Below are 23,577 nucleotides of genomic sequence, written 5' to 3'. Positions count from 1 at the left end.
CGGCTACCGCCGCTCGGTCGCGCCCATCTCGGCGGAGCTCTTGGCTTCCTGGGTGAGTTCGGCGGAGAGCGCGGCGGTTTGCGCCGGGGTGCCCCAGCTCGGCTCCTCGCTGCCGTCGCCCCAGGCGCGCGGGCGATAGAAGGTGTGGACGCCGGTCTTGTACATCTTCTTCATCTCGGCGACCCAGGACGGGCGCACCCAATAGGCGTGGTAGTGCGTGGACTTGCCGACCTCGGGCAGCCAGATCTGGCCGTCGAGCATCGCCTTCGAAATCTTCTTCGCACGCTCCCACATCTCGGGTTCGCGGATCACGTCGGCATTGTTGTCGCAGGCGAAGGTGAACTGGCAGGCGAGATGACGATGCTTGTTCTGATAGACCGCGCCGCACACGGTATCTGGATATTTGCCGGAGAACACGCGGTTCATCACCACCTGCGCAACCGCCATCTGGCCGCGCACGGCCTCGCCGCGCGATTCAAAGTAGACAGCCTCCGCGAGGCACTTCTCGGACTTCGCGCGCGACTTGTCGTCGAGTGCGAGCCGCTCCGCCGGCGATCTGGCGCGCTGGTTGTCGACGTTGACCTCGCCCTTCGGCGCGACGCTCTCGCCGCTCTCGATGTCCTTCGCAATCTCCTCCGTCGGCGGCGTCAACGAGGCCGTCACCTTCATATCAGGGTCGGGCATCACGATCAGCGGCTCGGCACCGGGCTGCCAGCTCTCGATGCTCTCGACATTGCCGCCGAGCGAGGAGCTGCCGAAGAACAGGTTCGATGTCTTGACGCGGAATGGATCGCGCGGCGGTGCAGCCGGAATGTTGGCCTGCTTCAGCGCTTCGAGCGGCTGGAGCGCGAGCGAGCGCGCAGCGTCACTGGCTCGTGGCGCATTGGTGTATTGCGGCAGCGGCGGCGCACGCAGTGCTTCCGCGAGCTCGGGATCGAGCGCGGCCGCGGACTCCGGCGACATCGCTTGTGGCAGCGCGACGGTCTTGGCGCCGAACACCGAGCTGTTCGAGGTCGCGGGATCTTCCTGCGCGGGCGCTGCCGTCGGCGCGCTCGCCTCGGGAGCCTGCGTCGGTGTGATCATTGCGAGACGATCACCCTTCATGGAGCGATCGACCTTGGGAAAATCAGAGGCTTGGTAGCGGGGCGGCGCCTGAAGCGCCGGGTTGCGGTTGATCGCGCCGGTGACGTCGCGGCCATCGAGGCTTGCGAGGCGAACCATCGTGCTCTGCGGAACCGAAGTGCCGATCGGCCGCGAAAAACTGTAGGTGGCGAGCTGTATGGAGGACGCAGCAGAGAACACCTGCTTTTGCCAGCGCTCAGCGACGCCGGGTTGGCGCGCCAGCAGCGAGGCAATGTCCTGATAGCCGGTCTCTCTCGGCATCAATGCGAAGATGCAGAGACCGATGCCGAAGGACGCGAACCGCGCGCCCTTCGGATGGTTACGCAACAAAAACATCGATACGCTCACGCTACGCTTACGCTAGAAAAATCGAGCAGCAGTACATCCGTGCAATTCGATCTTTATCGTGAGTATCTAATTTAGGTTGCCGGGGCGTTAATCGACGTTGCGCATGCGGCACACGCAAGCGATCTCAGGTGTTTTCACGGGGCGACGATGCGCATTGGTAAATGCGGCCTCACGCGACGAGGTAAACAATTGGTCAACGCGAATGGTGAAGGAACTCTTGCGCGCACGTATCCTTACGCGAGGCGCGCGGTTCCCTCCCCGACGTTGTGCTTCAAATGAAAGAGGCGGGGTTTTGCCCCCGCCTCCTTCGCTGTCAATATTTCAACTCTTCGATTTACGCCTGGCTCGCGACCGCCTTGCCGAGCGCGGCTTGCGCCGCGGCGAGGCGGGCGATCGGGACCCGGTAGGGCGAGCAGGAGACGTAGTCGAGGCCGATCGCGTGGCAGAAGGCGACTGAGGCCGGATCGCCGCCGTGCTCGCCGCAGATTCCGACCTTGAGCGAGGCGCGGGTCTTGCGTCCGCGCGCGACGCCAATCTTGACGAGCTCGCCGACGCCTTCCTGGTCGAGCGCCACAAAGGGATCGACCAACAGGATGCCCTTCGTCACGTACGGACCGAGGAAGCTCGCCGCGTCGTCACGGCTGATGCCGTACGTCGTCTGCGTGAGGTCGTTGGTGCCGAACGAGAAGAACTCGGCACTCTCCGCGATCTCGCCCGCGAGCAGGCAGGCGCGCGGCAACTCGATCATGGTACCGACCTGATAGGTCAGCTTGGTGTTGGTGTCGCGCATCACCGCCTTCGCGGTGGAATCGATCCGCGCCTTGACGAGATCGAGCTCCATCTTGGTGGCAATCAGCGGCACCATCACCTCGAGGCCGACGGCCTTGCCGGTGCGCTTCTCGGCCTCGACCGCCGCCTCGAAGATCGCGCGCGCCTGCATTTCGGCGATCTCTGGATAGGCGATCGCAATACGACAGCCGCGGAAGCCGAGCATCGGATTGAACTCCGACAGCTCGCGCGCGCGGTCGGCCAGGCGCCGCGGGTCGGTGTTCATGGCGCGCGCCACTTCCTCGACCTCGGCATGGGTGTGCGGCAGGAACTCGTGCAGCGGCGGATCAAGCAAGCGGATCGTGACGGGCAGGCCCTTCATGATCTCGAACAGCTCGACGAAGTCGGCGCGCTGCATCGGCAGCAGTTTTGCCAGCGCGGCGCGGCGCGACTGCTCGTCCTCGGAGAGGATCATCTCGCGCACCGTGCGGATGCGCGTTTCCTCGAAGAACATGTGCTCGGTGCGGCAGAGGCCGATGCCTTCCGCGCCGAACTTGATCGCGGTGTGCGCGTCCTCCGGCGTGTCGGCGTTGACGCGCACGCCGAGCTTGCGGACCTGGTCGGCCCACTTCATCAGCGTGCCGAACTCGCCGGACAGCTCCGGCTCGATCATCGGCATGCGGCCGGCGAGCACCTGGCCGAGCGAGCCGTCGATGGTGATGACGTCGCCGGTCTTGTAGGTACGCGAGCCGATGCTCATGGTGCCCCGGCCGTAATCGACGCGGATGGTGCCACAGCCGGAGACGCAGGGCTTGCCCATGCCGCGCGCGACCACCGCAGCATGCGAGGTCATGCCGCCGCGGGTCGTCAGGATGCCTTCGGCGGCATGCATGCCGTGGATGTCTTCGGGGCTGGTCTCGATGCGGACCAGAATCACCTTGCGTCCGTCGGCCTGAAGCTTGGCCGCCTCGTCCGAGGAGAACACGATCTCGCCGGAAGCCGCACCCGGCGAGGCCGGCAGGCCGGTCGCGATCACGTCGCGCTTGGCGTTGGGATCGATGGTCGGATGCAGGAGCTGGTCGAGCGAGGCGGGGTCGACCCGTGTCACCGCTTCCTTCTTGGTGATCAGGCCTTCATTGGCGAGCTCGACCGCGATGCGCAGCGCCGCTTTCGCAGTGCGCTTGCCGCCGCGGGTCTGGAGCATCCAGAGCTTGCCCTGCTCGACCGTGAACTCCATGTCCTGCATGTCGCGGTAGTGCTTCTCGAGCTGCGTGTAGATCCGCGTCAGCTCCTTGAAGGCCTCCGGCATCGCGGATTCCATCGACGCCCTGTCGGAGCCGGAGTCCTTTCGCGCTTCCTCGGTGATGTCGTGCGGCGTGCGGATGCCCGCCACCACGTCCTCACCTTGCGCGTTGATCAGGAACTCGCCGTAGAGCTTGCTCTCGCCGGTCGACGGGTTGCGGGTAAAGGCAACGCCGGTCGCCGAGGTCTCGCCCATGTTGCCGAACACCATGGCCTGCACGTTGACCGCGGTGCCCCAGGATTCCGGAATGTCGTGCAGCTTGCGGTAGGTCACCGCGCGCGCGTTCATCCAGGAAGAAAACACCGCGCCGATCGCGCCCCAGAGCTGGTCGTGCGGATCCTGCGGAAAATCCTTGCCGGTCTCGCGCGCGACTGCGTCCTTGTATTTGCCGACCAGATCGACCCAGTCCTCGGCGGTGAGGTCGGTGTCGAGCGTGTAGCCCTGGCCGTCCTTGAAGGTGTCGAGGATTTCCTCGAAATGATGATGCTCGAAGCCGAGCACCACGTCCGAATACATGGTGATGAAGCGGCGATAGCTGTCATAGGCGAAGCGGCGGTCGCCCGACAGTTCCGACAGCGCTTCCACGGTCTCGTCGTTGAGGCCGAGATTGAGCACGGTGTCCATCATGCCCGGCATCGAGGCGCGGCCGCCGGAGCGAACCGAAACGAGCAGCGGGTTCCTGGAATCGCCGAAGCTCTTGCCGGTCAACTTGCCGACATGCGCGAGCGCCTTCTCAACCTGCGACTGCAATTCCTTCGGGTAGGATTTGTCGTGCGCATAGAAATAGGTGCAGACCGAGGTTGGGATGGTGAAGCCAGGAGGCACCGGCAGGCCGAGATTGGCCATCTCGGCGAGGTTGGCGCCCTTGCCGCCGAGCAGGTCGCGCATCTCCGCTTTGCCCTCGGCCTTGCCGTCCCCGAACGTATAGACCCACTTGCCGGCCTTGGCCGTAACAGGCGCTGCCTTGGCCGGCGCAGCCTTGCTCGGCGCGGGCTTCACGGCGACCTTCGGCGCAACCGGTTGGGTCGGTGCCTTTGAAGCACGCTTGGAAACAGTCTTGGAAACGGTCTTGGCGGCAGGCTTCACAGCCGGCTTGGCAGCGGGTTTCGCAGCGACCTTGGCCACTGGCTTCGGGGCGCTCTTGGCAAGTGCCTTGCGGGCCACCGGCGCGGCTTTCGCCTTGGCGGAGGACTTTGATTTCGCTGGGATTTTCGAGGCGGCTTTGGCCATAGCTTGCACACAACCTGCGAGAGGAATGGGTAATGGCGCGCCTTACACCACTTTGGGCAGGCCCGCGCAAGTCGAAGAGTTCCGGAGAATGAAGGCCTAGAGATGGAGCCACTTCAACAATCCGAGCCCGATCGCACCATTTATGATGAGAAAAATCGCGACGATCAGGTTCAGGAGGCGCGGCATGATCAGGATGAGCACGCCCGCAAGCAGCGACAGGATTGGCGAGATGTGGGCGACGGTGATGTGCATGAATTGTCTTTCCGTGGGTGGGGCGAATCGCGGCCGGATCATAGCGGACCGGGTTCCGCGGGTAGAGACGCACAGGGGACGTGGGAGTTCCCGGCTCCGCGAAAACTGCCCGAAAATGCCGCGAATGCGGCAGGTGTTTTCCGGAACATCGCGAAGACGCGCGCATTGGCAACCGGTTGCGCCGCTGGCGCTTCCCGAAAACCTTCTCGAAGGAGTTGCACATGCGGAACAGGATTCTTGCTCTTGCAGCGCTCGCGGCCGCGATCGGCTCGCCCCTTGCGGCGCAGGCGCAAAGCGGCACGGTGGGACGCGCACCCGTCGTCGTCGACAGCGGCCCGACCATTCCGGTCGAACAGCGGCCGGCTTTCCGCGACTATGTCGTCGAACAACGTGTACCGGCTTTCCGTATCCCCGATCGCGTGGTGGTCGGTGCCACCTTACCCGAAAGCGGCGTCACCTATTATGACGTGCCGCAACGTTTTGGCGCCACCACCTATCGCTACACCGTCGTGAACGGCGAGACCGTGCTGGTCGAGCCGCGCTCGCGGCGCATCGTCGAGGTGATGGACTAGCGCTTTCAAGGATCAACTAGATGTCCGCCGCGTCACATCAATCAGGCTGACGCGAACAGTGTAATCGGACATCTGGCCCTGCCCGGTCTTCCCCCCGCCGGGCGGGGCTTTTTTGTACATCTCGTGTGCGTGCTCTCGTGTCCTGGGCAAGCGAAGCGCGACCCGGGACCCAGAAGCTCCAAGCCCCCCGCGGTACGCGCCCCGGCTCTGCAGCGCACCGCAAAGATGCGCTGCGCTGCCGAGCCGGGGCACCAGATCAATCCTGGATCTTCGAGAAATCCGCCACCGCACGCGTGGCGCTGCGGATTTCGTTCAGCAGCTTCAGGCGGTTTTCGCGCACTTTCGCGTCGTCGTCGTTGACGCGGACCTTCTCGAAGAACGCATCGACCGGTGGACGCAGTTTTGCCATCGCGCTCATCGCGGCGACAAAATCTTCCTTGGCGACGGCGGTGCTGGCTTCCGCTGTCACCTCGCCGATCGCCTTGGCCAGCGCCTTCTCCTCATTGAGGCTGTAGAGCGCGGCATCAGGTGCGCCGTCGAAGCTGCGCTTGTCCTTCTTCTCCTCGATGCCGAGAATATTGCTGGCGCGCTTGATACCGGCGAGCAGGTTCTTGCCGTCGTCGGACTCGAGGAATTTGCCCAGCGCCTCGACGCGGCGAACGATCATCAGGAGATCGTCCTGGCCACCGAGCGCGAACACGGCGTCGACGAGATCGTGACGCGCGCCCTGTTCGCGGAGCTGGACCTTCAAGCGGTCGGCGAAGAAAGCCAACAGGTCGCTCGGAAGCTTCTGCGCATCGGCAGGCTTCACGGACAAGCCGGCGAGTGCGGACGCCGCCACCTTCATGAGCGACAGACGCAGTGCGTTCTCGGCGATCAGCCTGATCACGCCCAGGGCCGCGCGACGCAGCGCATACGGGTCCTTGCTCCCCGTCGGCTTCTCATCGATGGCCCAGAAGCCAACGAGCGTGTCGAGCTTGTCGGCGAGCGCCACTGCGACGCTGACCGGATCGGTCGGCACGCGATCAGCAGGGCCTTGCGGCTTGTAGTGCTCCTCGCAGGCGGCGGCGACGGAAGCGTCCTCGCCTTGGGCCAGCGCGTAGTACTTGCCCATCAGGCCCTGCACCTCGGGGAATTCGCCGACGACTTCGGTCAGCAAATCCGCCTTCGCCAGATGCGCGGCGCGCGTTGCCTTCGCGACATCGGCGCCGACCAGTGGGGCGATCTCGGCGGCGAGGCGTTCAATCCGCTTGATGCGCCCGGCCTGCGTACCGAGCTTCTCGTGGAACACGATCTGTTCGAACTTCGGCAGACGATCCTCGAGCTTGGTCTTCAGATCGGTCTCGTAGAAGAACTTCGCATCCGACAGCCGCGGGCGGATCACGCGTTCGTTGCCGGCGACGATGGTGTTGCCGCCGTCGGGCGCCTCGATGTTGGCGGTGAGGATGAACTTGTTGGTCAGCTTGCCGGTCTTGGAATCCTTGACGACGAAGCACTTCTGGTTGTTGCGGATGGTGGCGCGGATCACCTCTTCGGGGATCGCGAGATATTCTGCTTCGAACGATCCCATCATGACGACCGGCCATTCGACGAGACCGGACACTTCGTCCAGCAGCACCTGATCTTCGACGAGCTCGAACCCTTGCGCGAATGTCAGCTCCTTGGCGTCCGCAAAGATGATATCCTTGCGCGCCTGCGGATCGAGGATGACTTTTGCAGCCTTCAGCTTGGCCTCATAGTCCTCGAACCGGCGCACGCTCATCGCGTCAGGCGCCATGAAGCGATGACCGTAGGTGGTCTGGCCGGTCTCAATGCCGTCCACCGAGAATTTGACGACATCGGGCTCTTCGGTCTCGGGCCCGAACGTCGCGGTGATCGCGTGCAGCGGGCGCACCCAGCTCAGCGATCCCGGTTTCCCCGAGCGCGCGCCCCAGCGCATCGATTTCGGCCAGGGGAAGGTGCGGATGATCACCGGGAGGATTTCTGCGAGTACGTCGATCGCGTCGCGGCCGGGCTTTTCGATCAGCGCGATGTAGAAATCGCCCTTCGGGTCGCGCTGGATCTTGGCTTCGTCGAGCGATGTCAGACCCGTCGCTTTCAGAAAACCCTGCACGGCCGCATCGGGCGCGCCCATTTTCGGTCCACGGCGTTCGGTCTTCAGATCAGGCTGGCGCGCAGGGATGCCGTGCACGGTGAGCGCCAGACGGCGCGGCGTCGCGAACGCCTTCGCGCCCTCGTAGACGAGGCCTTCGGCGACGAGCTTGTCGGTGACCATGCGGCGCAGATCGTCGGCCGCCTTGGCCTGCATGCGCGCGGGGATTTCTTCCGAGAACAGTTCAAGCAAAAGATCGGGCATCAGGCCGCTCCGCCCGCTTCAGTATGGATCCAGGCCTCGCCGCAGGCCTTGGCCAGCTCGCGCACGCGGAGAATGTAGCTCTGCCGCTCGGTCACCGAGATCACGCCGCGGGCATCGAGCAGGTTGAAGACGTGGCTCGCCTTGATGCACTGGTCATAGGCCGGCAGCGCCATCAGATGCGCCTCGCGCTTGCTATCCTTCCAACCGGCGTCGAGATATTTCCTGCAGGCAGTCTCGGCCATCTTGAATTGCTCGAACAGCATCGCTGTGTCGGCGACTTCGAAATTGTGCTTCGAATATTCCCGCTCGGCCTGCAGGAAGACGTCGCCATAGGTGACCTTGGCGTCACCATCGCGGCCGTTGAAGTTGAGGTCGTAGACGCGGTCGACGCCCTGCACATACATCGCGAGGCGTTCGAGCCCGTAGGTGAGTTCGCCCGCGACCGGCGCGCATTCGACACCCGCGACCTGCTGGAAATAGGTGAACTGGCTGACTTCCATGCCGTCGCACCAGCACTCCCAGCCGAGGCCCCAGGCGCCCAGCGTCGGGCTCTCCCAATCGTCCTCGACGAAGCGGATGTCGTGCACGGCGGAATCGATGCCGATGGCGGCGAGCGACTCCAGGTACAGCTCCTGAAGGTTCGGCGGCGACGGCTTCATGATCACCTGGAACTGGTAGTAGTGCTGCATCCGGTTCGGATTCTCGCCGTAGCGGCCGTCCTTGGGCCGGCGCGAGGGCTGCACATAGGCCGCGTTCCAGGGCTTTGGCCCGAGCGCGCGCAGCGTGGTGGCCGGATGGAAGGTGCCCGCACCCATCTCCATGTCGTAGGGCTGCAGGATCACGCAGCCCTGCTCGGCCCAGAACCGCTGGAGCGCGAGGATAAAACCCTGGAACGAGCGTTCCGGGCGCATATGGGCGGGCAATGAGGCGTCCATCGTCAGATCAGGCTCTCGCGGGGGTTTGAATCGCGCGGGACCGTATCGACGGCAGGGGTGGGAATCAAGGTGAAGGGGGCCGTTTCGGGCCAAACACTCCATCGTCCCGGGATGCGGCAGTGTGGGCCAGGGCGCAATTGCGTCGTGCCCACCATCTTTCCAAGATCGCGATGCCGGTGGTGGGCACGCTTCGCTTTGCCTACGGCACCAACTAACCCGGCCGGTAGGCTCCGGTGACGGGGTCCTGTTTCAGCGTCTGGACGGCCCCTCTATGGGCGGCCTCGGCGACGCGCGAGAGGCGCATCTCCTCCAGCTCCCGGTTGATCCTGACAGCGGTCTTGTAGGCCCAGCGGACCACGGCAAGCCCGCCCAGGACGCCCGCGAATGCGACGAACGGCGGCATTGGTCGTTCCTTGTTCACAATGCTCAGCCCCCACGCGCATTCTTGCGCAGACCGGGCCGCACCGCAATCAGCACGCCCCGGGCGAAATGGCGCGGGCGGCCTCGGCCTAGAACCCGAATTTCGCCCAGATCGCCCGTGTCTCGACAGCCGAGATCAGATCGTCCGGCAGGCCAGCCACTGATTCCATGGCCGAAAGCTGCCCGGCGCCCGGCGATTTCCGGCCCAAAAGACTGGAAAGCAGACCGGTCGGCTGGGCAATCACGGGCGTGAGAACCTTCTCACCAAAGCGGGCACGAAGAGTTGAGCGGAGATCGCCGATGCTGTCGGCGAGCCCCAGCGCGATTGAGCTTTCACCAGCCCAGTATTCGCCCGTGAACAGGGTGTCGTCGTCGCCCTTCAACCGCGCGCCGCGGCTCTCCTTCACCAGCGCGATGAAGATCCGGTGGATCTCGCGCTGGAGCGCTTTCAGCTTGGCGACGTCGTCGGGATTCTCGGGGAGGAACGGATCGAGCATCGCCTTGTGCGCGCCGGCGGTGTAGAGGCGCCGCTCGATGCCGAGCCGCCTGATCGCTTCCTGGAAACCAAAGCTGCCGCCGACCACGCCGATCGAGCCGAGAATCGAGGACGGATCGCAGATGATCTCGTCGCCGGCGCAGGCGATCATGTAGCCGCCGGATGCGGCGACGTCCTCGACGAACACCAGCACCGGCAGCTTCTTCTCCGCCGCGAGCTGCTTGATGCGCAGATAGATCTGGCGCGACTGCACCGGCGAGCCGCCGGGCGAGTTGATCACCAGCGCCACCGCCTTGGCGTTGCGCATCGAAAACGCCCGCTCCAGCACCCGCGCAACGGTCGCGAGCGTCATGCCCGGGCGCAGCGGCGTCACCGCGCCGATCACGCCGGACAGCCGCACCACCGGCACCACGGCCGTGCCGGGACGGAAGCGCGCCGGCAGATATTGCATGAGCTTGTCGGCCAGGCCGGAACTCTCACGATCGTTCAATTGTTCGGCCATGCCGTTACCTCTGATTAACCATTTCTTATCACGCGACTGTCATTGGAAGGGCCCGGAACGTGTTTTGCGGAAACTCCGTTGAGAGGCTGCAATGGGCCAGCGGAGAACACCATGAAAATCTATCTGCTGATGCTGCTGATCGGTGCGCTGTTCATGGCGATCCGCCTGACGACTCCGCAAGAGCAGCAGTCGGAATCGCTTCCGCAGTAGGGCGTCACGGCTCCACCAGCGGCAACACCGCCCTTCCCTCCAGAATATCCCTCACCTCGTTGTTCGGCGCGCGCGGCCCGTCGTTGAGCATGAGGCCAGGCAGCACGCGCGTCGGAGCCCGGCCGCCCTTGACGGCGCGCACCAGCACCCGGATCGCGGGGCGTCCCGCTTCGCCATGAACCGGCAGGATCGCGAGACTTCCGAAGCCGCGTGACAGCGCTGCCAAAACGTCGGCGATCCCATCTGCGCGCCAAATCAATGTCAGCGCGCCATCCGATCGGAGCATGCGCCGTGCCGCATGCACCCACGCATTCAACGTCTCGTCGGTCGCCACATGCGCGGTGTGGCGCGCTTGATCGGGCGAGCCACGATGGCGAGCGGGATCGTTGAAGGGCGGATTCATCAGCACCACGTCGACGCTGTCGGGCGCGAGCCCGCTCGCCGCAAACGCCTGTGCGTCCGCGGTGACGTCGAGCACGATGGTCTCGGCGGCAATCGCATTCGCCGCCGCATTGGCGCGCGCAAGCCCTGCCAGTTCCGGATCAATCTCGACCAGGCTGAGCCTGATACCGGCCACGCGCCGGGCCAGCGCCAACCCGGCTGTGCCGATGCCGGCGCCGAGATCGACCACGCGGTCGCCCGCTTGGGCCTGCGTCGCCGCCGCGAGCAAAATGGCGTCGTGCCCGGCGCGATGGCCGGACCGCTTCTGCTTCAGTCGCAACTGCCCGCCGAGAAAGGCGTCTTCGGTGAGGTCTGTCAGCGCTTCACCTATCGCTGCGGAGTTCGTGGCTGAGGCCGGCCTCGGTCAGGAGCTGCCGGGCCTCGAGGGCGTCGTCTTCATGGACCAGGATCCGCCGCGGCAAAATGCCCAGCGAGCCCTCGATGATGCTCATGTTCTGGTCCAGCACCAGATGATGGATGTTGGCGCCGTCGAGCAGCGCGCCGACCGCCGACACCAGCACCATATCGTTGGTCCGAACCAGTTCTCGCAAAACACAGGCCTCCTGCCTGACGGGGATTAAGCGGCAATGTCAATGGTTCCACGGCCCTTGCCGCATCCCCGTCCAGTTTCTATTGTCTTTCGATCAGAATAGCCCTTCCGGGGCAAATATTGGAGACCGGCGTGGCCGTCATCGTACCTTTCGAAACTCCCGGCGCGTCGATCGAAGAGCTGGTTGTCCTTGTCGCCGGTGACATGGAGCGCGTCAACGCCACGATCCTGTCGCGGACCGGTTCTGATGTGACCATGATCCCCGAGGTCGCCAATCATCTGATCTCCTCCGGGGGCAAGCGCCTGCGGCCGATGCTGACGCTCGCCATGGCCAACCTCGCCGGCTACGCCGGTGACGGCCATATCAAGCTCGCCGCCTCCGTCGAGTTCATGCATACCGCCACGCTCCTGCACGACGACGTCGTCGACGAGAGCGAGATGCGCCGCGGCAAGCTGTCGGCGCGGATGCTCTGGGGCAACGAAGCGAGCGTGCTGGTCGGCGACTTCCTGCTCGGCCAGGCTTTTCGCATGATGGTCGAGGTCGGCTCGCTCCGCGCGCTCGACATCCTCTCCGCGGCCGCCGCGACCATCGCCGAGGGCGAGGTGATGCAGCTTGCCGCCGCCAAGAACACCGCGACCACCGAAGACGAATATCTCGCCGTGATCCGCGGCAAGACCGCCGAGCTGTTCGCCGCTGCCTGCGAGGTCGGCCCTGTCATCGCCAACCGCCCCAAGGCGGAACAGACCGCCTGCCGATCGGTCGGCATGAATCTCGGCATCGCTTTTCAGCTCGTCGACGACGTGCTCGACTATGGCGGCAAGAGCGCAAAACTCGGCAAGAACACCGGCGACGATTTTCGCGAGGGCAAGATCACGCTGCCAGTCGTGCTCGCCTTCCGCCGCGGCAACGACACCGAGCGCGCCTTCTGGATCCGCGCGCTCGAGCGCGGCGAGATCGGCGACACCGACCTCGACCACGCCATCGGGTTGATGAACAAGCACCGCGCCCTCGAAGACACGCGGAGCCGCGCCCAGCACTACGGCGCCATGGCCGTGGACGCGCTGGCGCTGTTCCCGTCCTCGCCGATGAAGAGCGCACTGGAGCAGGTCGTGGCGTTCTGTCTGGCACGGTCGCATTAGGGCTCGCATGCTACCCGCACATTTCGGTGTCTTGCCGGCGAAGGTCGGTGAGACAGCGCCCGACTGCATCAACAATCGTCATTGCGAGCGCAGCGAAGCAATCCAGTCTGCCACCGCGGCAAGACTCTGGATTGCTTCGCTGCGCTCGCAATGACGAGTAACTTGCATTTTGCAAGTTACCTCCCTACCTTCCCAGGATGCAGCCCAAATCCCCCTCGATCCTGGAATGCCCGGTCGGCCGCGCCGTGGAGACCGTTGGTGAATGGTGGAGCATTTTGATCCTGCGGGATGCGTTCCAGGGCGCAACAAAGTTCGACGAATTTTCACAAAGTCTCGGGATCGCGCCGAACATCCTGTCGCGGCGGTTGGCCCATCTCACCGAAAGCGGCATGTTCGTGCGCCGCCGCTATCACGAGCGGCCGCCGCGTTACGAATATGTGCTGACGGACAAGGCGCGGGATTTCTTTCCCGTGATCGTCGCGCTGCTCGCCTGGGGCAACAAGCATCTCACGCCGAAAGGCGAATCCATTTTGCTGGCGAACCGCGACGATAGTCGTCCGTTCGATCCGGTCGTGGTCGATGCCGCCGACATGCAGCCGATCACGCTCGCCAATGCGGTCATCATCGCCGGCCCCCGCGCCAGCCGTGTCATGCGTAAACGGCTGACCTCGCTCAAAGCCATGAACCCGGCCGTCGCGCCGGCTGGAGACTGACATGCGTCGTATCGTCGTGACGGGGATGGGCGCGGTGTCGCCGCTTGGCTGCGGTGTCGAACTGTCCTGGCGCCGGCTGCTGGCCGGTCAAAGCGGGCTGCGCCCGCTGCCCGAATGGTCGCTGGCGCTGCCCGCGCGCATTGCCGGCCTCGTGCCCGACAAGGCCAATGACGCGGATGGCGGCTTCGATCCCGCGCAGGCCGCCGCGCCGAAAGACCAGCGCAAGATGGACCGGTTTATCCTGTTCGCGCTGCTCGCCACCGCAGAAGCGGTCGCGCAGTCCAAATGGACGCCACAGGATGCGACCGCACTGGAACGAACCGCGACGATCATCGCCTCCGGTGTCGGCGGCTTTCCGGCGATGGCGGAGGCGGTGCGCATCACCGAACAGCGCGGCCCGCGCCGGCTGTCGCCGTTCACGATTCCCTCCTTCCTCGCCAATCTCGCGGCCGGCCACGTCTCGATCAAATACGGCTACAAGGGTGCGCTGGGCACACCGGTCACGGCGTGCGCCGCCGGCGTTCAGGCGATCGGTGATGCCGCGCGCATGATCCGCGCAGGCGAGATTGATGTGGCGATCTGCGGCGGCGCGGAGGCCTGCATCGACATCGTCAGTCTCGGCGGCTTTGCCGCGGCCCGCGCACTGTCGAGCTCCTTCAACGACGAGCCCGCACGCGCCTCGCGCCCGTTCGATCGCGACCGCGACGGTTTTGTCATGGGCGAAGGCGCCGGCATCCTGGTGATCGAGGAGCTGGAGCATGCATTGGCGCGCGGCGCGACGCCGATCGCGGAGATCGTCGGATACGGCACGACCGCGGACGCCTATCACATGACGTCGGGTCCGCCTGATGGCGACGGCGCCCGGCGCGCGATGGAGATCGCGCTCCGACAGGCGAAGCTTGCGCCCGCGGACTTGCAGCACCTGAACGCGCACGCGACGTCGACGCCGGCCGGCGACGAGAGCGAGCTTGGCGCGATTGCCGCGCTGTTCGGCCGTCACCGCGGCATTGCCGTGAGCGCGACCAAATCGGCCACCGGCCATCTGCTCGGCGCCGCCGGAGGGCTCGAGGCGATCTTCACTATCCTCGCCCTGCGCGACCAGATCGCGCCGCCGACGCTCAATCTCGAAAACCCTGATCCGGGTGCGGACGGCATCGACATCGTCGCCGGCGCGGCCCGGCCGATGCCGATGCTCAACGCCATCTCCAACGGGTTCGGCTTCGGCGGGGTGAATGCCAGCGTGATCTTCCGCCGGATCGGCTAGGCAAGAGGGCTTGCAATCGCGGCAAGCTGCGCTACGAAACAGGATGATCGAAACGAATTTCTGGCTGTTCCTGGCCGCCGCTTGTCTCATTGCCGCCGTTCCCGGCCCCGGCATTTTCTACGTCGCGGCACGGACCATGTCGGAAGGGCGCGCTAGCGGTTTTGCATCGACCGCGGGCACCGCGCTCGGCGGGCTGGTTCATGTGGTCGCGGGCAGCCTCGGCATCTCCGCGATCATCCTTGCCAGCGCCGAGCTGTTTGTCGCCGTGAAATTAGTCGGCGCACTCTATCTGGTCTGGCTCGGCATCAGAACTTTCCGCAGCGCCAGCCGCGCGCTGTCATTCGACAGCGAGCCCGTCGGCGACAAGCGCGCCTTTCGCGACGGCGTGCTGGTCGAGGCGCTGAACCCGAAGACCGCCGCGTTCTTCCTCGCCTTCATTCCGCAGTTCCTTGACCCGGCGGGATCGAACCCGACGCTGCAATTCATCGTGTTCGGCGCGATCTCGGTGACGCTGAACACGCTCGCCGATATCGTGGTGGTGCTGATGGCCTCCGCGACACGTACGCAGCTGATTGGAAGGCCGCATTTGATGCGGCGTCTCACCCAAGGCTCGGGCGTCTTCATCGCGGGCCTCGGCCTGTCGCTCGCACTGGCGCGGCGGCCCGTGAATGGATAGCTCCACCACGCTCGCCCCGCAAAGCCGATTCTATGAGTCGCACGGCCTGCGGCTGCATTATGCCGACTGGGGCAACGACGGCGCGCCCGTAGCCGTCCTGGTTCACGGCGGCCGCGATCACTGCCGGAGCTGGGACGTCATCGCCCGGTCGCTGCAGCCGCATTTTCACGTGCTCGCGCCCGACCTGCGCGGGCACGGCGATTCCGAATGGACCAAGGGCGGCAGCTACGCGCTGACCGAATATGTGTACGATCTCACCCAACTCGTCCGCAGCATCGCCGCGCCCCAAGTCACTCTCGTCGGCCATTCGATGGGCGGCATGGTGAGCCTGATTTTTTCAGGATCATTCCCCGAACTGGTCTCGAAGCTGGTCGTGCTCGACGGTGTGACCATGCTGCCGGATACACCGAAGTCACCGACGCATGAGCGCATCAGCAAATGGGTCGGCCAGCTTGACAGACTGCACGACCGCACGCCGCGCCGCTATTCGACCCTTGAGGATGCGGCCGCGCAGATGGTGCTTCACAACAAGCGGCTGTCCCGCGACCTCGCGCTGCATCTTGCCACCCACGGCGCGCGGCAGAACGACGACGGCACCTATAGCTGGAAGTTCGATCCGTACCAGCGCGCCTCTGCGCCGCACCGGTTCTGGCCGGACGACCACGTCGCGCTGTGGTCGCGCATCACCTGCCCGACGCTGCTCTTGAATGCCGGCGAAAGCTTTCTCGCGGGCGCCAGGGCCGCAGGCCTGGAGCGCTACTTCCCGCAGGCGCGCGTCGTGACCATTGCCGAGGCCGGACACTGGCTGCAGCATGACAAGCCGCAAGAGGTGTTGGGTGAGATTCGAAAGTTTCTCGGGCTGGCCTAGCTCAACGTTCCCGCGTGCACCCACCAGCGGGAATGATCCCTGCGGATCTTCTCGGCGGCGGCATGCGCATCAGTGGACGCGCCATAGATCGCAAAGCACGTCGCACCCGAGCCGGACATGCGGGCGAGCTTGACGCCGGCGGAGTCACGCAAGGCTTCCAGCACGTCGCCGATCACGGGCTCGATGCGCATCGCCGGCGCTTCGAGATCGTTGGCGACGGTCTCGAGAGTTTCGACCCAATCGGCAATGGTGGCGCCCTCGTCCGGCCAGGCCGGGGCGTCGAAGACGGAGGTGGCGCCGACCAGGAGTTCGCCGTTGCGCAGGCCCAGCGCCTGGAACACATCCTTGGTCGCGACCGGCACGCGCGGATTGACCATCACGCAGGGCATGCTCGGCAGCATCAAGGGCAGCAGCTGCTCGCCGACACCGGTCATGTCGCAGGCGCGCGAGAACAGGCACACCGGCACGTCGGCGCCGGTCGCAAGCGCGACCTTCTGGAGTCGTGGATCGTCGAGCGACAGATTGTTGAGACGTGCCAGCAACCGCAGCGCCGCCGCGGCGTCGGCCGAGCCGCCGCCAATGCCGGCCGCGACGGGGAGCACCTTGTCGAGCGCGAAGGCGCCCAGCTTCAGGTTCGGCACGGCGTCGGCCAGGAGCTTGGCCGCCTTGAACACGAGGTTGTCGGCCATATCACCGCAGGCCGCCGCGAGCGGGCCCGTGGTGATGAGCTTCAACTCGCCGCCGGGCTCCAACGTCAGCCGGTCGGCGCAGTCGGCAAACGCGACGACGCTTTCGAGATCATGATAGCCGTCGGCACGACGGCCGACCACGCGAAGGCTCAAATTGACCTTCGCGCGCCCTTCTTCAATGAACGCCGGCATTGGCGACACGCCCCCAGAACTTAGTTTTTCCTTCGCATGATCTTGCCGGAAAACCGCTACACACTTTTCCGGACCATGCGCTCAGCTCAGCCGCCGCCCTTGCCGTCGTCCTTCTTCTTCTCCTTCTCCGCCTGCGCAGCCGAGGAGTTCGAATTGTCGTCGGTCATACCGTTTGCGATCTTGGCTTCGATCTTCGGAAGCTCATCCGCCTCGGGCTTGAGATCGCGGGCGTGCGCCCACTGGAACTTGGCTTCCAGCGTGCGGCCGACGCGCCAATAGGCGTCGCCAAGGTGATCGTTGATAGTGGGATCCTCGGGCTTGAGGTCGATCGCGCGTTCGAGGTTCTTCACCGCGTCCTCGTAATTGCCGATGCGGTAATAGGCCCAGCCGAGGGAGTCGACGATGTAGCCGTCGTCCGGGCGCTGCTCGACCGCCCGCTTGATCATCTTCATGCCTTCGTCGAGATTGACGCCCTGGTCGATCCAGGAATAGCCGAGATAGTTGAGGACGTGCGGCTGGTCGGGCTGCAGCTCGAGCGCCTTCTTCATGTCGGCTTCGGCCTTGCCCCACTGCTTGGAGCGCTCCTCGCAGATGCCGCGATAATAGTACCAGACGCTGTTGGCCTTGTCGTTGCCGGCCGGCAGCACGTCGACGCCTTGCGAATAGGTCGCGCCGCATTCGCCGAACTTCTTGCGGCCGCGCTCGATGTTGCCGAGCGCCATGATGGCTTCGAGATCCTTGGAATCCTCAGTGGTGACACCCTTGAGGATCTTGATCGCCTCGTCGGTGCGGTCGGCGGAATCCAGATCGATGGCGAGCTGGATCTGCGCGTTGCGCTTGAGCGGCGAGGACGACGGCACCCGCTCATAGACCTTGATCGCCATCTGCGGCCGCTTCACCGATTCATAGAGATCGGCGAGCGAGAGCAGCGCCAGGGGATGGCTGGGCTGGAGGTAGAGCGAGAGCTGGAGATAGACCAGCGCCAGATCCTCGCCGCCGCGGCGGGTCAGCGTGGCGCCAATGCCGTAGAGCGCTTCGGCGGCGCCGGCTTGCGCGGAATCGGCCAGCGGCGGCATCTTCTTGCCGGCCTTGGTCTCGCGCAGGCCTTCCACGATCAACGGATGGCGGGCGAGCTTCTTGTCGAACGCCTGGTAGACGGTGGTCGCGGCGGCCGAGTCCTTGTTGCGCGACAGCCAGCGCGCATAGGCCTCGGTGACACGCAGCATGGAATCGTCCAGTTTGTAAGCGCGCTCGAACCGGGTGCCGGCGTCCTTCTCCTTGCCGGAGAGTTCGAGGATCATGCCGGCGTGGAGGTCCTTGAACAGCGGATACCATTCCGGACCGGCCAGCTTGTCGATGGTCGCGACACCGCCCTTGGCATCGCCCGCACCATAGGCGGCCCAGCCCGACAGCAGCGTGGCGACGAGATCGGTGATCGGACCGCGGATCGACTGGTTGATGTTGGTCTGCGCGGTCGCGTACTTCTTGAACTTGAGATCGTGCACGCCGACAACGAGGCGCGCGACGCGGTTGGTCTTGTCGATGGTGAGGATGCGCTCGGCGAGCTTGACGGCTTCGTCGATGTCACCGTCGGCGACCGACGAGATGAAGGCGCGGTCGAGCAGCTCGTTGTTCTTCGGGTCGGTGCGCAGAGCGGAGCGGTAGAACGCGGCGGCGGAGGCCGCGTCGCGCTCGACGCTGGCGTGGCGGGCGGCGAGATAGCTGCCGGAGGTGGTGAGCGCCTTCAGATCGTTTCGGGTCGGAAACTGCACCGCCGTGTCGGACGGATGATCCGGCGTCTGCGCCAGGACCGCGCCGGGGATCGTCGCGATCGCTGTGCCCATGAGGGCGATGGCGGCAACAGTCCAGCGGTTGAAACGATTTGAAAGCATCAGGGCTCGCCTTGAGTTGGTAGTGCCTGGGTCTGCAGCAAAAGGCCGTATCGCAAGCGAACGCGGCCGGTGGCATCGGGACCCGGAACCGTCGGGCCGACAATGCCGCTTTTGGCGCTTCACCGCAAGGATTCGGGCCGGGCGATCCCCGCCGCACGTCCCAAATCGGCCAAGTGACCGGTCAAGTGCGCCCCAAGACGCTGCTAGTATGGCCTTATCGTGGCCACGGGCCGCAACCGCAGCCGGGTTCTCACGCGAACGTGCGTCACAGGGCCTGGGTCACGTCGCTTTGGTCACATTGGGCCTTGATCACCAGGGTCTTGGCTCGGTGACCCCCTTACATCGCCTCGTAGTTCGGGCCGCCGCCGCCCTCCGGAGGAACCCAGGTGATGTTGCCGTTGGGGTCCTTCACGTCGCAGGTTTTGCAGTGAACGCAATTCTGGGCGTTGATCTGGTAGCGCGGGCTCGAACCCTCCTCGACCCATTCATAGACGCCGGCCGGGCAATAGCGATTCGAGGGACCCGCGAACACGTCGTGCTCCGAGGTCTTCTGAAGATTCATGTCCGTGACCTTGAGATGGACCGGCTGGTCCTCCTCATGATTGGTATTGGACAGGAACACCGAGGACAGCTTGTCGAAGGAAATCTTGCCGTCCGGCTTCGGGTAGTTCTTCGGCGCGTGGGCCTTGGCCGGATCGAGTGTCGAGCGATCAGGCTTGGCGTGCGGCCGGGTTCCGAACAGCGAACCGCCGAACAGCGTGTTGCACCACATGTCGAAGCCGCCGAGCGCGACGCCGAGCACGGTGCCGAATTTCGACCACAACGGCTTGACGTTGCGGACCAGGAACAAATCCTTGCCGACCGAGGAAGAGCGCCAGGCGTTCTCGTAGTCGACGATCTCGTCATTGGCGCGATTGGCAGCGAGCGCGGCAGCGACATGCTCGGCGGCAAGCATGCCTGTGCCCATCGCATTGTGCACGCCCTTGATGCGGGGAACGTTGACGAAGCCGGCCGCGCAGCCGATCAGCGCGCCGCCGGGGAAGCTGAGTTTCGGCACCGACTGATAGCCGCCCTCGGTGATGGCCCGCGCGCCATAGGCGAGCCGCTTGGCGCCCTCGAAGGTGCCGCGGATCGAGGGATGCGTCTTGAAGCGCTGGAACTCGTCGAACGGCGACAGATACGGATCGTCGTAGTTGAGATGCACGACAAAGCCGACGGCAACGAGATTGTCGTCGTAGTGATAGAGGAACGAGCCGCCGCCGGTCTTCAGGTCGAGCGGCCAGCCGAACGAATGCTGGATCGTGCCCTTCTGGTGCTTGGCGGGATCGATCTGCCAGACTTCCTTGAGCCCGATGCCGAACTTCGCCGGTTCGCTGTTGGAGTCCAGCGCGAACTTCGCGATCAACTGCTTGGTCAAGCTGCCGCGGGCGCCTTCGGCGAACAGGGTGTACTTGCCGAGCAATTCCATGCCGCGGGTGAATGAGTCCTTCGGCTTGCCGTCCCGGCCGATGCCCATGTCGCCGGTGGCGATGCCCTTCACCGCGCCCTGCTCGTCATAGAGCACCTCGGCGGCGGCAAAGCCCGGATAGATCTCGACACCGAGCGCCTCGGCCTTGCGCGCGAGCCAACGGCAGACATTGCCGAGCGAGCCGATATAGCAATGATGGTTGTCCATCAGCGGCGGCATCATGAAATTCGGCAGCTTGATCGCGCCGCCGCCCGTCATCCAGTAGAAGCGGTCGTCCTTGACCTGCGTCTTCAGCGGGCAGTCGGAATCCTCGCGCCAGTCCGGGATCAGCTTGTCGAGCCCGGCCGGATCGATCACGGCGCCGGAGAGAATATGCGCGCCGACCTCGGAGCCCTTCTCCACCACGACGATGTTGAGATCGGCATTGATCTGCTTCAACCGGATCGCCGCGGCCAGGCCCGAGGGGCCGGCGCCGACGATGACGACGTCGAATTCCATGGATTCGCGCGGGGGAAGTTCTTCGGTGCTCATCTGATCTCAGCCCTTGAGACGGTCCTTGGTCGATTGCGCCCTCTTGTTTCCGATTTTTCCGGGTAGGACAACCTAGGAAATGCGTTTCGCTGGGATACAAGGCGGCCTAAACTGAACCAATAGTCAGACTTTCCAAATGATCCCAGAACCCGCACCCACCGTCCGAGAGCTTCTCGCCTTCTATCTGGAGGCTGGAGTCGATTGCGCGCTCGCGGAGGAACCGACCGACCGCCTGGCGGAATTGGATACCCCGCCTCCGGCCCCGCGTGCGCCACCTCCGGTCGAAGCACCGCGACCGGTGGCCGCCCCCGCGGTGATACGCGGCGAGACCGCACCCGCGCCCGACATCGCGATCGCCTCGGCGCGCGAGGCTGCGCGCACCGCGCCGACGCTGGAGGCGCTACGCGAGTTGATGCAAAGCTTCGACGGCTGCGCGCTAAAACACACGGCGACGCGGTTGGTGTTCGCCGACGGCAATCCGCAGGCGCGCATCATGTTCGTCGGCGAGGCACCGGGCCGCGACGAGGACATCGAGGGGCTGCCCTTCGTCGGGCGCAGCGGAAAGCTGCTCGACCTCATGATCGGCGCGATCGGGCTCAACCGCACCACCGCCTACATCGCCAACGTGATTCCGTGGCGGCCGCCCGGCAACCGCACGCCGACGCCGCAGGAGACGCAAATCTGCCTGCCCTTCATCCAGCGCCAGATCGAGCTGGTGAATCCGGATGTGCTGGTGTCGCTCGGCAATCCCGCGACGCAGACGCTGCTCTCGACCCGCGAAGGCATCATGCGCACCCGCGGCCGCTGGTTCGACTACGAGACGGCTGGCCGCACCATCCGCGCGCTGCCGACCTTCCACCCGGCCTATCTGTTGCGCTCGCCTTCGTACAAAAGGCTGGCTTGGCAGGATCTGCGGGCGATTGCGAAGATCCTGGCGGGATAGTCCTCTCGTGTCCCGGACGCGATGCAGCGCGATAGCGCTGCTTCGCAGAGCCGGGACCCAGACTGCTGCAACATGGGCCCCGGCTCTGCAGCGCATCACTTCGTGCTGCGCAGCGTCCGGGGCACGAGCGCAGTCTAACTCCCCTTCGGCCGCACGATGGCCCAGCCGATACGCAGGAGCTGCTGGCGTCCGGTCACCAGCCATTCGAAGGCGCGCGGCACTTCCGGGACGATGCCGGGAAAGCGCGCCAGGATTTCCGGCGGTGGGGTGCCGGCGGTATCGGAGGCGCGCCAGACCACGACGCCGCCGGTCTCGCTGAATTTGGCCTGATTCATCCACGGCGTACGCGCGGGCTCGGCATCGATGAAGAGATGCGGCCGGCCGGAATGCAGCGTGATCAGGCTCGCAAGCTGGGTCTCGCCGGCGACCGCGCGCAGGCGATGATTGGTGCGGCGGGCAAAGCTTTCGTCGAAGAAGTCCGAAATCGCCCGCGCCGGCATCGAGGTCGCGATCTCGTTGGCACCGGTCCAGGGCAGGAACAGGACGGCGAGCACGACGCCGATTGCGGGCGCCACGACGGCGCCGGCCCACACCATCCGCAGCATCTTCGCCCGGCGCATCGCGATGAGATCACCGGCCACCACGACCACGGCAAGCCCCGATATGACCAGCACGATGCCGGCGCCGCCGACGACGGCATCGAGGCCCAGCAGGCCGGAGATCAGCACCGCGCCGAGCGCCGGCGCCAGCGCGAAGAAATAGACGAAGTTGCGCGCGAGCGGCTCGACCGGCGGGCGGTAGATGATCGGCGCCTCCTCGCTCCTGGGAACGAACAGGCCGGTGTTGAGGATCGTCAGCGCCGGGATCGCCGCCGCGCCGAGCAGGAGCCCCCCGAGCAGCCAGCCCGCGTGCAGCGCGCGGGCATTGAGTTCGGCGACCTCAGGCCAAGCCGGCAGGACGAGCGCCTCGGCGCGCATCAGCCAGACCGCATAGGGCAATGCCAGCACGGCGACGACCACCAGCGCAAACAGCGGGTCGAATGCGCGCAACGTGCGGCGGCCGCCCGCGGTTGCGAGCGCGAAGGCGATAAGCAGCAGCAGGAGGAAGATCGCCGCGGGCGTCGTCAGCAGCAGGAGGCCGGCCTCGATCGACCAGGCGAACCAGGCATTGCCGCGGCGCTGGCCGATGATCTGCCAGGAATGCAGCAGCAGCAGTGCCCAGAGCGGCCGCGCCAGCACAAGGGGGCCGAAGTCGAGTGCGGGCGACGAGAAGGCCAGCATCGTCATGGTCAGCAGCACGGCCAGCACCGCCTGCTGGGGGCCGACCACGGCGCGGGACAGATGATAGAGCGTGATGAAGGTTGCGATCCCGCAGAGCTCGGCCAGGACGTAGACCCCGAACACGTGGCCGCCGGCGGCGCGATAGGCGATGTCGGCGAGCCAGACCGGCAAGGGCGGGCCCAAATCAGTGCCGACCTGGTATTCGCGGCCGAAGGCCAGCAGCGTCGCGAGGCTGCCGGGCGGGCTGCGATAGAACACCAGCGCCACGAACAGCCACATCGCGGCCTGGAGCAGCACGGCGATCCACACGATCAGCCGCGGCCGGGCGCGAATGAGCTCGATAACCAGGGAGGTAAACCGCATGCAACGTCCGAAAGATGCAGCCAACCCGTCCAGCCGGCCCTATTCGCTCACGA

At 65.3% G+C, this 23,577-nt stretch carries 20 protein-coding genes; 7 read left to right on the top strand and 13 right to left on the bottom strand.

Annotated elements, in window-relative coordinates; translation table 11 throughout:
* Window positions 1-3: 3 nt before the first annotated feature.
* From ABIB00_RS18160 to ABIB00_RS18150, 3 genes are all read right to left on the bottom strand, one after another.
* Complete coding sequence (locus ABIB00_RS18160; RefSeq protein WP_247440853.1) at window positions 4-1,458, bottom strand: cell wall hydrolase; 1,455 nt, start codon at window positions 1,456-1,458, stop codon at window positions 4-6.
* Window positions 1,459-1,804: 346 nt separating this feature from the next.
* On the bottom strand, window positions 1,805-4,771 hold the full coding sequence (gene ppdK / locus ABIB00_RS18155) for a pyruvate, phosphate dikinase (RefSeq protein WP_354105290.1): 2,967 nt from the start codon (window positions 4,769-4,771) through the stop codon (window positions 1,805-1,807).
* 96 nt (window positions 4,772-4,867) lie between these two features.
* Window positions 4,868-5,023 (bottom strand): DUF3096 domain-containing protein, encoded by a 156-nt coding sequence (locus ABIB00_RS18150; protein WP_007594951.1) that lies wholly within the window; start codon window positions 5,021-5,023, stop codon window positions 4,868-4,870.
* Window positions 5,024-5,244: 221 nt separating this feature from the next.
* Here ABIB00_RS18150 and ABIB00_RS18145 point away from each other — a divergent pair, with 221 nt between their 5' ends.
* A complete protein-coding gene (locus ABIB00_RS18145) occupies window positions 5,245-5,595 on the top strand; it encodes a DUF1236 domain-containing protein (protein WP_247340295.1) in 351 nt (116 codons plus the stop codon).
* Between the two features lie 256 nt (window positions 5,596-5,851).
* Here the strand turns inward: ABIB00_RS18145 and glyS are convergent, their stop codons facing one another.
* The 6 genes from glyS to ABIB00_RS18115 all read right to left on the bottom strand — a co-directional run bounded on the left by glyS (window position 5,852) and on the right by ABIB00_RS18115 (window position 11,506).
* Complete coding sequence (gene glyS, locus ABIB00_RS18140; RefSeq protein ID WP_354105289.1) at window positions 5,852-7,951, bottom strand: glycine--tRNA ligase subunit beta; 2,100 nt, start codon at window positions 7,949-7,951, stop codon at window positions 5,852-5,854.
* Window positions 7,951-8,886: a glycine--tRNA ligase subunit alpha gene (locus ABIB00_RS18135; protein WP_354105288.1), complete on the bottom strand. Its 936-nt coding sequence runs from the start codon at window positions 8,884-8,886 to the stop codon at window positions 7,951-7,953. The genes glyS and ABIB00_RS18135 overlap by 1 nt, the downstream gene beginning before the upstream one ends.
* A gap of 211 nt (window positions 8,887-9,097) precedes the next feature.
* Entirely contained in the window at window positions 9,098-9,289 is a 192-nt protein-coding gene (locus tag ABIB00_RS18130; RefSeq protein ID WP_247340302.1) for a hypothetical protein, read from the bottom strand.
* Between the two features lie 106 nt (window positions 9,290-9,395).
* Window positions 9,396-10,304 (bottom strand): S49 family peptidase, encoded by a 909-nt coding sequence (locus tag ABIB00_RS18125; protein ID WP_354105287.1) that lies wholly within the window; start codon window positions 10,302-10,304, stop codon window positions 9,396-9,398.
* A gap of 214 nt (window positions 10,305-10,518) precedes the next feature.
* Complete coding sequence (locus tag ABIB00_RS18120) at window positions 10,519-11,286, bottom strand: tRNA1(Val) (adenine(37)-N6)-methyltransferase (RefSeq protein ID WP_354105305.1); 768 nt, start codon at window positions 11,284-11,286, stop codon at window positions 10,519-10,521.
* Window positions 11,279-11,506: a putative signal transducing protein gene (locus tag ABIB00_RS18115; protein WP_247340307.1), complete on the bottom strand. Its 228-nt coding sequence runs from the start codon at window positions 11,504-11,506 to the stop codon at window positions 11,279-11,281. Before ABIB00_RS18115 ends, ABIB00_RS18120 begins: the two co-directional genes overlap by 8 nt.
* A gap of 131 nt (window positions 11,507-11,637) precedes the next feature.
* On the opposite strand from ABIB00_RS18115, the gene ABIB00_RS18110 reads away from it, so the two are divergent.
* The 5 genes from ABIB00_RS18110 to ABIB00_RS18090 all read left to right on the top strand — a co-directional run bounded on the left by ABIB00_RS18110 (window position 11,638) and on the right by ABIB00_RS18090 (window position 16,166).
* Window positions 11,638-12,645, top strand: coding sequence for a polyprenyl synthetase family protein (locus tag ABIB00_RS18110; RefSeq protein ID WP_247440845.1), 1,008 nt, complete (start codon window positions 11,638-11,640; stop codon window positions 12,643-12,645).
* 197 nt (window positions 12,646-12,842) lie between these two features.
* Window positions 12,843-13,358 carry a winged helix-turn-helix transcriptional regulator gene (locus tag ABIB00_RS18105; RefSeq protein ID WP_247440843.1) on the top strand — a complete coding sequence of 172 codons (516 nt, stop codon included), beginning with the start codon at window positions 12,843-12,845 and terminating at the stop codon, window positions 13,356-13,358.
* 1 nt (window position 13,359) lies between these two features.
* Complete coding sequence (fabF, locus tag ABIB00_RS18100) at window positions 13,360-14,622, top strand: beta-ketoacyl-ACP synthase II (RefSeq protein WP_354105286.1); 1,263 nt, start codon at window positions 13,360-13,362, stop codon at window positions 14,620-14,622.
* A 43-nt stretch (window positions 14,623-14,665) separates the two neighbouring features.
* Window positions 14,666-15,298, top strand: coding sequence for a LysE family translocator (locus ABIB00_RS18095; RefSeq protein WP_354105285.1), 633 nt, complete (start codon window positions 14,666-14,668; stop codon window positions 15,296-15,298).
* Window positions 15,291-16,166 carry an alpha/beta fold hydrolase gene (locus tag ABIB00_RS18090; RefSeq protein WP_247340318.1) on the top strand — a complete coding sequence of 292 codons (876 nt, stop codon included), beginning with the start codon at window positions 15,291-15,293 and terminating at the stop codon, window positions 16,164-16,166. The genes ABIB00_RS18095 and ABIB00_RS18090 overlap by 8 nt, the downstream gene beginning before the upstream one ends.
* Here ABIB00_RS18090 and ABIB00_RS18085 read toward each other — a convergent pair.
* The 3 genes from ABIB00_RS18085 to ABIB00_RS18075 all read right to left on the bottom strand — a co-directional run bounded on the left by ABIB00_RS18085 (window position 16,163) and on the right by ABIB00_RS18075 (window position 20,938).
* Window positions 16,163-17,047: a 4-(cytidine 5'-diphospho)-2-C-methyl-D-erythritol kinase gene (locus tag ABIB00_RS18085; RefSeq protein WP_354105284.1), complete on the bottom strand. Its 885-nt coding sequence runs from the start codon at window positions 17,045-17,047 to the stop codon at window positions 16,163-16,165. The two genes, ABIB00_RS18090 and ABIB00_RS18085, sit on opposite strands and share 4 nt — an antisense overlap.
* A gap of 86 nt (window positions 17,048-17,133) precedes the next feature.
* On the bottom strand, window positions 17,134-18,939 hold the full coding sequence (locus ABIB00_RS18080; protein WP_247440834.1) for a tetratricopeptide repeat protein: 1,806 nt from the start codon (window positions 18,937-18,939) through the stop codon (window positions 17,134-17,136).
* Window positions 18,940-19,276: 337 nt separating this feature from the next.
* Window positions 19,277-20,938 (bottom strand): electron transfer flavoprotein-ubiquinone oxidoreductase, encoded by a 1,662-nt coding sequence (locus ABIB00_RS18075; protein WP_354105283.1) that lies wholly within the window; start codon window positions 20,936-20,938, stop codon window positions 19,277-19,279.
* A gap of 136 nt (window positions 20,939-21,074) precedes the next feature.
* Between ABIB00_RS18075 and ABIB00_RS18070 the strand changes: the two genes are divergently transcribed.
* Window positions 21,075-21,881, top strand: a complete 807-nt coding sequence (locus ABIB00_RS18070; RefSeq protein WP_354105282.1) for a uracil-DNA glycosylase — start codon at window positions 21,075-21,077, stop codon at window positions 21,879-21,881.
* 134 nt (window positions 21,882-22,015) lie between these two features.
* Here ABIB00_RS18070 and ABIB00_RS18065 read toward each other — a convergent pair whose 3' ends face one another.
* A complete protein-coding gene (locus tag ABIB00_RS18065; RefSeq protein ID WP_354105281.1) occupies window positions 22,016-23,524 on the bottom strand; it encodes a glycosyltransferase family 39 protein in 1,509 nt (502 codons plus the stop codon).
* Window positions 23,525-23,577 lie beyond the last annotated feature (53 nt).

This window comes from Bradyrhizobium sp. LB14.3 (assembly GCF_040547985.1).
In the GTDB taxonomy this organism is placed as follows: domain Bacteria; phylum Pseudomonadota; class Alphaproteobacteria; order Rhizobiales; family Xanthobacteraceae; genus Bradyrhizobium.
The sequence above is the reverse complement of the archived record's forward strand: the minus strand, read 5'-3'. Positions and strand labels throughout refer to the sequence as shown.